Genomic DNA, 10,829 nt, shown 5'->3' on the forward strand with positions numbered 1-10,829 from the left:
GCCTCGCCATGGAAATCACCCAAGTCGGCATCCGCGAATTCCGCGCCGGTCTGGCCGAGTACATCGCCGCCGGCGCACCGGTCGCCGTCACGCGCCACGGGCAGACGGTCGGCTACTTCATCCCGGTGCAGGGGCCGACCGAGGCCGAACTCGCAGCGCTCAAGGCCATCGGCGAGCGCATCGACCGGCAGATCGCCGAGCGCGCGGTCGATGTCGACGCGGCGGTCGAGGAATTCAAGCAGCTGCGCAAGGCGGCACGCGGCGGCGGCGCGGCCTGAGCTGCGACCGCCACACCGCAGCTACTGCACCGCGCCCAGCGCCACCGCCCGCGCCGGAAAGGCGCGCAGCAGCTTCTTGTCCATCGTCACCAGCCGTGTGCCGAGTTGCTCGGCGAGCGCGATGAACTCGCAGTCGTAGGCGGTGCAATCGCTGTCACGCACCAGCGCCAGCACCGCGCGCGACTCCACCTCGTGCTCGGCACCGGCCAGCAGGCTTTCCGCCTCGCGCTGAAGCGCCACCGCCTGCTCGAACGACAGCGTGCCGCGCCGCAGATAGCCCGCGAGGATGTTGCGGAACTCGCTGCGCCACAGCACCGGCGCCACCCAGTCGGGATCGCTTTCGAGCAGCGCCTCGGCGGCGGCCGTGAACTCGCCGGGCAGGTAGAGATAGGCGAGCACGTTGGTGTCGACGACGATCACTTGCGGCCTTCGCGCTTGGCGGCATCGATGTCGGCGGCGCGGAAGGCATCGGCCGGCAAGGCAGCGCGCAGCTCGCGCGCCCGCGCCAGCCGCTCCGCCGGCGACTGCCGGCCCGGCATCAGCACCGACTCAAGACAGACGATGACCTCGCTGTTCAGGCTGCGGCGATGCAGCTCGGCCGACGACTTGAGACGGGCGTAGACCTCGTCGGGGATGTTCTTGAGGGTGAGGGTGGTGGGCATGGTGGTGTTGAAATGGAACCAAAATGGTTTCAATATTGCACGCATAATCCAATACGTGCAATAAACAAAATTGTTATGAGCGCAATGAAAAAATCCCAAACAATAAATGGGAGCAATAGCGTGTTGAATATATATCAATGTGGGAATTGACTGGGTGCTTTTGTCATAGTATTCAATTGCACATAGCAAGGGCATTCTGTGCGTGTGTCACTAATCTATGCTGGTTTTGTAGGGGGTAGAATGGATTCAATGGGTTTGTCGGATGAATCGCAAAGTTCAGACGGCGCTGCTAACAAGATCTTTCTGAACGGCTTGCCTAATGGTTGTCCGCCAGAAAGTGATCTTGCAGGGGTATCTGCTTATATGATATTCAGGGATTCTGTTGTGTCGACGCATGACTGCCTTAGTCAAGCAGAAAAGGGTCGCGCAATAAATGCGGTTGGACCCGCTGCATGTAATAGGCATGGGCTCTCAATTTTTCCTGATGTTGAAAGTTGTTTGCATCAGCAGAAATTATTGCCGCATTTGGGGCGTTATATCGGGGTAGCTTATCTGAATGCTGAAAAGCATGGCCGTATTGTGCCGACTCCAAGTAGAAAAAGTCCTGCTCATATTACTTGGTGGCCATATCAAGATGTGCAGCGTCATTCTTTGTTTGCAGTTGTAGTTGATTGTGAGGTCGGAAATGCTTTGGGCCGTTAATGGGAGTGAGTGCCCGAGCGATAGTTTTGATATGTCAACGCTTGCTGAAATATTGTATGAGTTTAATGGCCCACAAATTTTCACTGTGATGAGTCATGGGCGTATGCAGTTGTGGTATGCATCTGGGGATGACTTTGAAAGTAATCTTCGTCGATTTTTGGTTGTGCCAACCAGCAATATCATTATTGATCAATTGAAGTCTGGAATTAAAAGTGTCTATGAAGCATTGAGTCAGCCATGGGTTTGGGCTGTTGACGTCAATGAAAATGACAAAGTTTGCCAGTCGTGGGCATTGTTTTCCTTCGATGATGTGCCACAGATGGCTAGGCCACATAAAAACGTGTTGCTTTGGCCCGATTTGGAACCACTTCTTTCGTGTCGATTAATTGGTAATGGCTTGGCTGAAGGGCGGGTTCCTGCAAGTGTAATAGCTAGGGCGGTTGAGCAGCCAATATCAGCATTAAAGAAATTGTTGGAAATGACCGTGGGGAGTGTCTCCGTTGGTCGTCCACGCGAATCGTTGCGGATGGCTTATGATTTGCCAGCAATGCGTTTTGCTTTTAATAGTTTCGAGGTTTCATTCGGGGTCCCGGTCGCGTCTGATTTGTTGGGTATGGATTGGGGGCTTTACAGTGATGGGGCTGAAAAGCTACGAACTGCTTTAATTTGGCTGGGTGCCGCCACAGTGCAGCAAAAAATTGGAATTGAGTTGTTGGAAGTTTTGAAAGACTTAATGCCGCCCTCGCATGGGCAAGTGGAGATGGTGGAGTTGAGTGGTCGCTTGATAGGGCGGGAATCGATAACCTTAACGCGGGACGACCGAAGCGCGGTGACATCTGCTATTCGAGCATGTAAGGCTGACAATAAACTGCTGCGTGATTGGACTGGCAGAGTTCGGGAGTTTGACAAAGATAACTTGACATTTATTCTTCGAAATGCCGATCCAGATAGTGAGGGGTTGGTATGCTCATTCGGCGAAGAGCATTACGATGATGTATACGATGCATTTGAGTCGGATGCGTGGATTCAAGTGGTGGTGCGCCAAATTGGGACTAAAATGAAAGGACAATTGTTGGCAATTGAATTGTTTGATGGCGGTGCCATTTCTATTTAAATGGGGTGGGTGGCTAAAAGTATATTGGTCAATTGCAACTTTGGGTCGATTGAGTAATTCAAAAAAAATATTGACTCGATAAACGATTTTCGTCCGGCGTGGATGATGCCCGACGCGCCGAGGGTGGGGAGCGGATGGGCGGCGCCTTCTGGCAAGCTTCGCGGGCCGGTTGCGGCGGGGGGAGCGCCGCAGGCGCTCAGGCGTGACTGTCTGAGGCCGCAGGCCGAGTTGTCACGCCGACCCCGCCGCAACCGGCCCGCGAGGGAAGCCCCGCAACGCGGGGCCGCAGCCAGTCGGCGCCGCCCATCCGCTCCCCACCCTCGGCGCCAGCGCGGCACAACTAAACTCCGCCGGATGCCATCGCTCCAGCCCACAGTCCTCGTCATCGATGACGAACGCCACTCGGTCGAAGCCATCCGCCGCACGCTCGAGGACGACTTCGACATCCGCACCGCCGGCTCGGCCGAAGAGGCATTGCAGGTACTGGAATCCGAGGCGCGCATCGGCAATCCCGACACGCCGGTCGACCTCATCCTCTGCGACCAGCGCATGCCCGGCACCACCGGCATTGCCTTCCTCAAGGGCGTGCGCGAGCGCTGGCCCGAAATCGTCCGCGTCATCATCTCGGGCCATACCGATGCCGAGGACATCATCGCGGGCATCAACGAGGCCGGCATCTATCAGTACGTGCTCAAGCCCTGGCTGCCCGATCACCTCGTGGCGCTAGTGTCCGACGCGCTCGAAGCGCGCCGCCTCAACCGCGACGTGCGCCGGCTCGACATGGAGCTGCGCGCCGGCGCCAGCGCGCTGCGCGCCCGCGCGCGCGGCAAGCAGGCGGCGGTGGCGCTGCATCATGAATTCGACCGGCTGGTGCGCGGCCCCGGCAGTCCGCTCGACGAGGTGTGCAAGACCGCGCAGAAGATCGCGCGCTACGACCTGAGCGTGCTCATCCAGGGCGAATCGGGCACCGGCAAGGAGCTGCTGGCGCGCGCCATCCACTACGCCAGCCCGCGCACCACCGACCCGTTCGTGATGGAGAACTGCGCCGCCATTCCCGACTCGCTGCTCGAAAGCGAGCTGTTCGGCCACCGGCGCGGCGCCTTCACCGGCGCGCATGCCGATCATGTCGGGCTGTTCCAGCGCGCCAACGGCGGCACGGTGTTCCTCGACGAGATCGGCGACACCTCGCTGACCATGCAGGTCAAGCTGCTGCGCGTGCTGCAGGAGGGCGAAGTGCGGCCGGTCGGCGCGACGCAGTCCATCCGCGTGGATGTGCGCGTGCTGGCCGCCACCCACCGCGATCTCGAAGCCGAGGTGCGCGCCGGGCGCTTTCGCGAAGACCTGTACTACCGGCTGGCCGGCGTGACGGTGACGCTGCCGGCGCTGCGCGAACGCACGATGGACATCGGCGTGATCGTCGAAAGCATCCTCGCCCAGGCCGCGACCGATCTGGCCAAGCCGGTGCGCGGCTTTGCGCCCGAGGCGATGGCCTGCCTGCTCACCTACGGCTGGCCCGGCAACATCCGTGAGCTGCGCAACGAGATCTATCGCGCGGTGGCGCTCTGCGACGACCTCGTCATTCCGGCCGACGCGCTGAGCCCCAAGCTGCTGCGCGGCCAGGCGGTCAACGAAATGAACGGCAGCGCGCGCGACGGCAGCGACGGCATGCGCGTGCCCGAGGCCGGCACGCTGGTCGAGCGGCTCGGCGCGATCGAGGTCGCCATCCTCAAGGAGGCGCTGCTGCAACACCGCTGGAACAAGACGCGCGCGGCCAAGGCGCTGGGCCTGTCGCGCGTGGGGCTCAAGCAGAAGCTCGTGCGCTTCGGGCTGGAGGAGAAGTGATGGCTGCCGCCGACACGAACGACCGTTTCACCGTGCTGTGGCTGCAATCGGGCGGCTGCGGTGGTTGCAGCATGTCGCTGCTGTGCGCCGACACGCCCGACTTCGCGGCGCTGTGGCCCGATCTCGGCATCGAGCTGCTCTGGCATCCGTCGCTGTCGCAGGCCACCGGCGCCGAGCTGATCGCGCTGCTCGACGACATCCGCGCCGGCCGCCGCCGGCTCGATGCGCTGTGCGTGGAAGGCGCGGCGCTGCGCGGCCCCAACGGCACGGGCCGCTTCCACATTCTTGCCGGCACCGGCCGCCCGATGGCCGACTGGCTGCGCGAGCTGGCGGCGCTAGCGCGGCATGTGGTGGCGGTCGGCACCTGCGCCACCTATGGCGGCTTCAGCGCCAGCGGCAGCAATCCGACCGAAGCCTGCGGCCTGCAATACGAGGGCGCGCGGCCCGGCGGCCTGCTCGGCGCCGACTGGCGCTCGGCGGCGGGGTTTCCGGTGGTGAATATCGCCGGCTGCCCGACGCATCCCGACTGGGTGACGGGCACGCTCGCGCAACTGGCGGCCGGCGATCTCGCGCCGGGCGACCTCGATGCGCTCGGGCGGCCGCGCTTTTACGCCGACCAGCTCGTGCATCACGGCTGCACGCGCAACGAGTTCTACGAGTTCAAGGCCAGCGCCGAAAAGCCCGGCGACCTCGGCTGCATGATGGAACACCAGGGCTGCAAGGGCACCCAGGCGCACGCCGACTGCAACACGCGGCTGTGGAACGGGCAGGGCAGCTGCACGCGCGGCGGCTATGCCTGCATCAGCTGCACCGAGCCGGGCTTCCAGAACCCCGGCCATGCCTTCGACACCACGCCCAAGATCGCCGGCATTCCCATCGGCCTGCCGACCGACATGCCGAAGGCCTGGTTCGTGGCACTGGCCTCGCTGAGCAAGTCGGCGACGCCGCCGCGCGTCAAGAAGAACGCCGTCGCCGACCATCGCGTGGTGGCACCGGCCATCCGCAAGACGACGCTGAAGTAGCGGCGGCGCCGCATGAAAAACGGCGCCGGCCGCTGTCGCGATCCGGCGCCGTCACTGGCGGGTTCGGCTCGTCAGTGGTGGCCGTGGACCACGGTCGGCGCCGCGCTGCCCGGCAGCCCGATGCTCACGTTCTGCATCATTCCCTGGTCCTCGTGGTCGAGGATGTGGCAGTGCAGCACGAACTCGCCGATGTAGCGCTCGTAGCGGGTGCGCACGCGGATGCGGTACACGCCGGTGGCGGGCGGCTGCGGATTGGCGTTGTAGGCGGGCGGGGCCGACGGCGGGTTCGAGTTCTCCAGCCAGATCGTGTCCTTCCACACGCCCTTGAGGCCCGCGTACTGGTTGGCGGCGGGCGACGGGCATTCCGGCCACGGCGTGCCCTTGGGGCAGTCGCTGGTGTCGGGCGCGCTCACGTCCACGCCATCGGGGTTGAGCACCTCGACGATCTGGAACGGGTTGACGTGGATGTGGAAGGGATGGCCCACGAACCACGACTCCAGCTGCCATTCCTGCGCCGTGCCCAGTTCGAGCTGGCGCGGGATGGCGGTGGGCACATAGGCCTCGGGCGGCGCCTTGGGATCGGTGCTGGTGCCGCCGACCTGGAACAGGAAGCCGGAGCCGTCCTGCTTGCCCTGGATGAGGAAGGCGAGCTTTTCCTTCTTGCGGCCGTTCACTTCGGCATCGGTCACCGTGGGGTGCGGGATGAAGTGGCTGAGCTTCAGGCCGTGCTCGATGTCGTCGATCACCGCCTTGCGCACCGCAGGGTCGGGGAGGTTGAGCCGGGCCAGCCGGATGAGCTGGGCCTGCAGGCGCGAATCGGCGATGAGGCGGCGTTCGTTGTCCTTGTCGGCGCCGTCGGGGCCAGCGCTGCCGGCGGTGAGGCTGCCCGGCGCGGCCTTGCCGACGTGCACGAAGCCGAGCACGGCGCGGCGATCCTTCGCCACATCGACCGGGTTGAGCGCCGGGTCCTTGAAGTCGACGCGGTCCACCGTGCCGTTGGCCGGCTTGATGTCGAGCACGCAGTAGTCGCCTTCCTCGGGGAAGGTGACGAGCAGGTCGCTGCGGTAGCCCGGTTGCAGCACCGTGCGCAGGCGCGGGCTGGCGGCGGCCATCGTCAGGCCGTCCGACGCGGCGGCGTGGTTGCGCAGCGGCGTGTCGGTGCAGGCGTCGGCGATGAGCTTGTCGCTGTCGGGCAGGCGTGCCGGATCGGCGAGCAGCTGGCGCAGGCCGGGCCGGGCGCGGCGGAATTCGACGCCGATGGAGTCGCGCACGCCGCCGTGGATCACGCGCCAGCGTTCGAGCCGGCCGGCGATCGCGCCCTCGAACCACGGCCACACCACGCCGTTGATGCTGGTGTAGCGGCCCGACTGGGCCCAGGTGCCGGGGCCGAACTGTTCCGTCGTCTTGACATCGGCGGACACGCCGCCCGAGACCGGTCCCTTGTAGCTCTCGATCTCGCCGGTCTGGCCCGGCTTGCAGTCCCAGCTCCACGGTGCCGCGTCCGGCGTCTTGTCGGCCGGGTCGTGCGGGCAGGCGTAGGCGATCTGCTGGAGCAGCACCACGCGCTCGAAGGCGAGCTTGCCGCTCGGGTCCTTGAGCAGCACGTCGAGGTCGCCGTTGCGCGGCGCGACGCCCGGCGCGGCCAGGATCGGCTGGCGATTGCCGCGCACGATCAATGCGCCGGCCATGCCGCTCGACACCTGGAGCGCGGTCGAGCCGTGCACATGCGTGTGGTACCAGAAGGTGCCGGCGGGATGGTCGGCCGGCACGTTGTATTCGTACTGGAACCGCTCGTTGGACCGGAGGTTGAGCAGCACGTTGTCGCTGTTGCCGGTGGGGCTCACCCACAGGCCGTGCGAGTGCAGGTTGGTGTTGTTGAAGCAGTGCGGCGTGTTGATGTCGCCGGGATGCTCGCCGGCGCCGCAGCCCGGCTCGGCGGGCAGGTCGTTGTGCAGCGTGATGCGCACGGTCTGCGCCGGCTGCATCTCGATCGTCGGCGCGATGAAGACCGGCGCGTTGGCATCGCGCTTGCGGTTCAAGTCCTGGTAGCTGCGCAGATGCACCGTCTGATAGGCCGTGGCGGGGCTGGTGGCGCCGGGGTTGCGCAGCACGCCGGTGCCGTAGGCGATGCTCAGATCCAGTACCTGCTCGCTCAGCGGGCCGCGCGTGGTGGCGCGGGCCTGGAGCGACGGCGACCTTGCCGTGCCGAGCACATTGGTGAGCACGGGCGGGTCGACCGCAACGGTGGCTGGCGCGGCAAGGCTGCTGCCGGTGGCGAGCGCGAGCGCCACGGGCACAAGCTGTCGTCCGAGCGACGCGCGCGGGCGTTTTGCAGGGGAAAAGACGGGCATGGAAGGGCCTCGGTGGATGGGGGAGGAGCGCCGGCGCCAGATGCACCCGCGCCGGTCGGGCCAGCGAGGTTCACCGTTCCCTTTCTTGCGCCGCGTGACGCAGTTCACGCTTCCCGGGCGCTGTAACTCCCGATCCGGCCAGCGTCCCCTGATGGAGTGAGCGGGTTGCCCGTCGCCACCGGCCCGGGCGAGTATTGGCCGACCTCCTCCCGCCGCAGCTGTCCTCATGCCCCTCATCCCCGACCGCCGCCTCGTGCTCGGCCCCTTCAACCGCGTCGAGGGCGATCTCGAAGTGCGGCTCGACATCGGCGCCGGCCGGGTGCGCCGCGCCGAGGTGAACTCGCCGATGTACCGCGGCTTCGAGCAGATGCTGGAAGGCCGCGAGGCCGCCGATGCGCTGGTGATCGTGCCGCGCATCTGCGGCATCTGCTCGGTGGCGCAGGGCGTGGCGGCGGCGCGCGCGCTGGGCCAGCTGGCGGGCATCGAGCCGCCGGCCAACGGGCTGCATGCCATCAACCTGATGTGCGCGGTCGAGAATCTGGCCGATCACCTGTCGCACTTCTATCTGTTCTTCATGCCCGACTTTGCGCGGCCGGTGTACGCCGGCGCGCCCTGGTTTGCCGAGGCCGAACGGCGCTTTGCGGCGCTGGCCGGCGAGCATGCGCGCGCGGCGCTGGCGGCGCGGCAGCGCTGGTTCACGCTGCTCGGCACGCTCGGCGGCAAGTGGCCGCACACGCAATCGATCGTGCCCGGCGGCAGCACGCGCGCCGTCGATGCCATCGAGCGCACCCGGCTGCTGGCCCAGGTGCGCGAGCTGCGGCGCTTTCTTGAGGCCACCACTTTCGGCGCGCCGCTCGAAGCCGTGGCTGCGCTCGATTCGCGCGCCGCGCTCGATGCGCTGCTGGCCACGCGCGCCGGCGCGAGCGATCTCGGCTTCTTCGCGCGGCTGGCCGATGCGCTCGCGCTCGATGCGCTCGGGCCCGGCCCGGGCCGCTACCTCAGCCTCGGCGCCTATCCGCGCGCCGACGGCGGCGAGGTGTTCGGCGCCGGCTTCCTCGACACCCACCATGTGCCGACCGACCCGGCGGCCCAGCTGCCCGGCCGGCCGCTCAGCACCGCGCCCCGGCCCTGGCGCCAGACCGCGCCCGATCCGGCCGCCGTCACCGAGGACATCAGCCACGCCTGGTATGCCGGCGCGTCGGACCGGCTGGCGCAGGCGCCGGCCGATGCCCGCACCCTGCCCGATGCCGACCGGCCCGGCGCCTACAGCTGGGCCAAGGCGCCGCGCTATGCCGGCCACACGCTCGAAACCGGCGCGCTCGCGCGGCAGCTGGTCGACGGCCAGCCGCTCATCTGCGCCGAAGTCGCGCGCTCGGGCGGCAATGTGTACACGCGGGTGCTGGCGCGGCTGATCGAGATGGCGCGCATCGTCATCGCGGCCGAAGGCTGGCTGCGCCAGATCCGCCCCGGCGAGCCCTTCCACGCGCCGCATGCGCCCGCCGCCGACGGCCGCGCCATTGGCCGCATGGAAGCCGCGCGCGGCAGCCTGCTGCACTTTGCCGAGCTGCGCGGCGGACGCATCGCCAACTGGCAGATCGTGGCGCCGACCACCTGGAACTTCTCGCCGCGCGACGCCGCCGGCACGCCCGGCGCGCTCGAGGCCGCACTCGAAGGCGTGGAGGTCGCGCCCGGCGACGAGGTGCCGGTGCGCGTGCAGCATGTGGTGCGCTCCTTCGACCCCTGCATGGTCTGCACCGTGCACTGAGCGCACGCGGTCGCGCGGGTTTTAGTACGATCGTTCCGAAACCCGCGCCGGCGTGCCTGCCGCGCCGGTCGCAACCACGGAGCGCCTCGATGATTGACCTGTACTACTGGCCGACACCCAACGGCCACAAGATCACCCTGTTCCTCGAAGAAGCCGGGCTCGACTACACCATCGTCCCGGTCGACATCAGCAAGGGCGACCAGTTCAAGCCCGAGTTCCTCGCCTTCAGCCCCAACAACCGCATGCCGGCCATCGTCGATCACGCGCCGGCCGATGGCGGCGCACCGATCACCGTGTTCGAGTCGGGCGCGATCCTGGTCTATCTGGCCGAGAAGATCGGGCGCTTTCTGCCGGCCGATGTGCGCGGCCGCAAGACGGTGCTGGAGTGGCTGTTCTGGCAGGTGGGCGGGCTCGGGCCGATGGCCGGACAGAACCATCATTTCGGCCTGTACGCGCCCGAGAAGCTGCCCTACGCCATCGAGCGCTATGTGAAGGAAACCAACCGCCTCTACGGCGTGATGGACCGGCGCCTGGCCGAGAGCGAATTCCTGGCCGGCGCCGACTATTCCGTCGCCGACATGGCGGCCTATCCCTGGGTCGTGCCCTGGAAGCAGCAGCAGCAGGAGCTGGCCGATTTCCCGCATCTCAAGCGCTGGCTCGACGCGATCGCGGCGCGGCCGGCGACGGTGCGCGCCTATGCGCGCGGCGACGAGTTCAAGCGGCCGGCGGTGACGGAGGAGGGCAAGAAGCTGCTGTTCGGGCAGACGGCCGCCAGCGTTCGGGCTGTTTGATCGGGGACGGCGCCGGACGGGACTGGGGGCCGGGCGCGCCGACGGACGCGGTCGGCCCCCAGTCCCGTCCGGCGCCTGGCACTGCGCTGTGGCACGAGGAGGTGGGTTAGGTCGGGCTGTCTTGCGCACGTCCTTGCCGGGTTGGGGATGCGACGATTGGGGGTGGTTTTGCGCCCTGCGAGCGGCAGCTGCGAATACCGGCTCGCAGCGCCGGCACAGGCCGGTGAACAGAAGACTGGCCACCGAGCCAGCCAGCCGACACCCCAAACTCACCCGTACCCAGCCCACGCAAACACAATGAC

General features: G+C 66.3%; 10 protein-coding genes. 7 read left to right on the forward strand and 3 right to left on the reverse strand.

Annotated elements, in window-relative coordinates; translation table 11 throughout:
• The first annotated feature begins 8 nt into the window (after nucleotides 1-8).
• Nucleotides 9-278 carry a type II toxin-antitoxin system Phd/YefM family antitoxin gene (locus B9P64_RS20900; protein WP_085318050.1) on the forward strand — a complete coding sequence of 90 codons (270 nt, stop codon included), beginning with the start codon at nucleotides 9-11 and terminating at the stop codon, nucleotides 276-278.
• A gap of 21 nt (nucleotides 279-299) precedes the next feature.
• Here the strand turns inward: B9P64_RS20900 and B9P64_RS20905 are convergent, their stop codons facing one another.
• Together B9P64_RS20905 and B9P64_RS20910 are read right to left on the reverse strand one after the other, a co-directional pair.
• A complete protein-coding gene (locus tag B9P64_RS20905; RefSeq protein WP_085318051.1) occupies nucleotides 300-698 on the reverse strand; it encodes a type II toxin-antitoxin system VapC family toxin in 399 nt (132 codons plus the stop codon).
• Nucleotides 695-940, reverse strand: coding sequence for a FitA-like ribbon-helix-helix domain-containing protein (locus B9P64_RS20910; protein WP_085318052.1), 246 nt, complete (start codon nucleotides 938-940; stop codon nucleotides 695-697). The genes B9P64_RS20905 and B9P64_RS20910 overlap by 4 nt, the downstream gene beginning before the upstream one ends.
• 249 nt (nucleotides 941-1,189) lie before the next feature.
• Between B9P64_RS20910 and B9P64_RS24680 the strand changes: the two genes are divergently transcribed.
• The 4 genes from B9P64_RS24680 to B9P64_RS20920 all read left to right on the forward strand — a co-directional run bounded on the left by B9P64_RS24680 (nucleotide 1,190) and on the right by B9P64_RS20920 (nucleotide 5,620).
• On the forward strand, nucleotides 1,190-1,642 hold the full coding sequence (locus B9P64_RS24680; protein ID WP_139826441.1) for a hypothetical protein: 453 nt from the start codon (nucleotides 1,190-1,192) through the stop codon (nucleotides 1,640-1,642).
• Nucleotides 1,626-2,756 carry a hypothetical protein gene (locus B9P64_RS24685; RefSeq protein ID WP_139826442.1) on the forward strand — a complete coding sequence of 377 codons (1,131 nt, stop codon included), beginning with the start codon at nucleotides 1,626-1,628 and terminating at the stop codon, nucleotides 2,754-2,756. Before B9P64_RS24680 ends, B9P64_RS24685 begins: the two co-directional genes overlap by 17 nt.
• Nucleotides 2,757-3,110: 354 nt before the next feature.
• Nucleotides 3,111-4,598, forward strand: a complete 1,488-nt coding sequence (locus B9P64_RS20915) for a sigma-54-dependent transcriptional regulator (RefSeq protein ID WP_085318053.1) — start codon at nucleotides 3,111-3,113, stop codon at nucleotides 4,596-4,598.
• Complete coding sequence (locus B9P64_RS20920; RefSeq protein ID WP_085318000.1) at nucleotides 4,598-5,620, forward strand: hydrogenase small subunit; 1,023 nt, start codon at nucleotides 4,598-4,600, stop codon at nucleotides 5,618-5,620. The genes B9P64_RS20915 and B9P64_RS20920 overlap by 1 nt, the downstream gene beginning before the upstream one ends.
• 71 nt (nucleotides 5,621-5,691) lie before the next feature.
• Here B9P64_RS20920 and B9P64_RS20925 read toward each other — a convergent pair whose 3' ends face one another.
• A complete protein-coding gene (locus B9P64_RS20925) occupies nucleotides 5,692-7,971 on the reverse strand; it encodes a multicopper oxidase family protein (RefSeq protein ID WP_085318001.1) in 2,280 nt (759 codons plus the stop codon).
• A 226-nt stretch (nucleotides 7,972-8,197) separates the two neighbouring features.
• Between B9P64_RS20925 and B9P64_RS20930 the strand changes: the two genes are divergently transcribed.
• Nucleotides 8,198-9,736, forward strand: a complete 1,539-nt coding sequence (locus B9P64_RS20930) for a nickel-dependent hydrogenase large subunit (RefSeq protein ID WP_085318002.1) — start codon at nucleotides 8,198-8,200, stop codon at nucleotides 9,734-9,736.
• A gap of 89 nt (nucleotides 9,737-9,825) precedes the next feature.
• Complete coding sequence (locus B9P64_RS20935; protein WP_085318003.1) at nucleotides 9,826-10,527, forward strand: glutathione binding-like protein; 702 nt, start codon at nucleotides 9,826-9,828, stop codon at nucleotides 10,525-10,527.
• Nucleotides 10,528-10,829 lie beyond the last annotated feature (302 nt).

Origin of the sequence: Derxia lacustris (assembly GCF_002105195.1) — a bacterium.
GTDB classification, from domain to species: domain Bacteria; phylum Pseudomonadota; class Gammaproteobacteria; order Burkholderiales; family Burkholderiaceae_E; genus Derxia; species Derxia lacustris.

Coding starts and splice junctions, on each gene's coding strand:
- B9P64_RS20920 (WP_085318000.1), top strand. CDS start 4,598: ATGGCTGCCGCCGACACGAACGACCGTTTCACCGTGCTGTGGCTGCAA.
- B9P64_RS20935 (WP_085318003.1), top strand. CDS start 9,826: ATGATTGACCTGTACTACTGGCCGACACCCAACGGCCACAAGATCACC.
- B9P64_RS20900 (WP_085318050.1), top strand. CDS start 9: ATGGAAATCACCCAAGTCGGCATCCGCGAATTCCGCGCCGGTCTGGCC.
- B9P64_RS24680 (WP_139826441.1), top strand. CDS start 1,190: ATGGGTTTGTCGGATGAATCGCAAAGTTCAGACGGCGCTGCTAACAAG.
- B9P64_RS24685 (WP_139826442.1), top strand. CDS start 1,626: ATGCTTTGGGCCGTTAATGGGAGTGAGTGCCCGAGCGATAGTTTTGAT.
- B9P64_RS20910 (WP_085318052.1), bottom strand. CDS start 940: ATGCCCACCACCCTCACCCTCAAGAACATCCCCGACGAGGTCTACGCC.
- B9P64_RS20925 (WP_085318001.1), bottom strand. CDS start 7,971: ATGCCCGTCTTTTCCCCTGCAAAACGCCCGCGCGCGTCGCTCGGACGA.
- B9P64_RS20915 (WP_085318053.1), top strand. CDS start 3,111: ATGCCATCGCTCCAGCCCACAGTCCTCGTCATCGATGACGAACGCCAC.
- B9P64_RS20930 (WP_085318002.1), top strand. CDS start 8,198: ATGCCCCTCATCCCCGACCGCCGCCTCGTGCTCGGCCCCTTCAACCGC.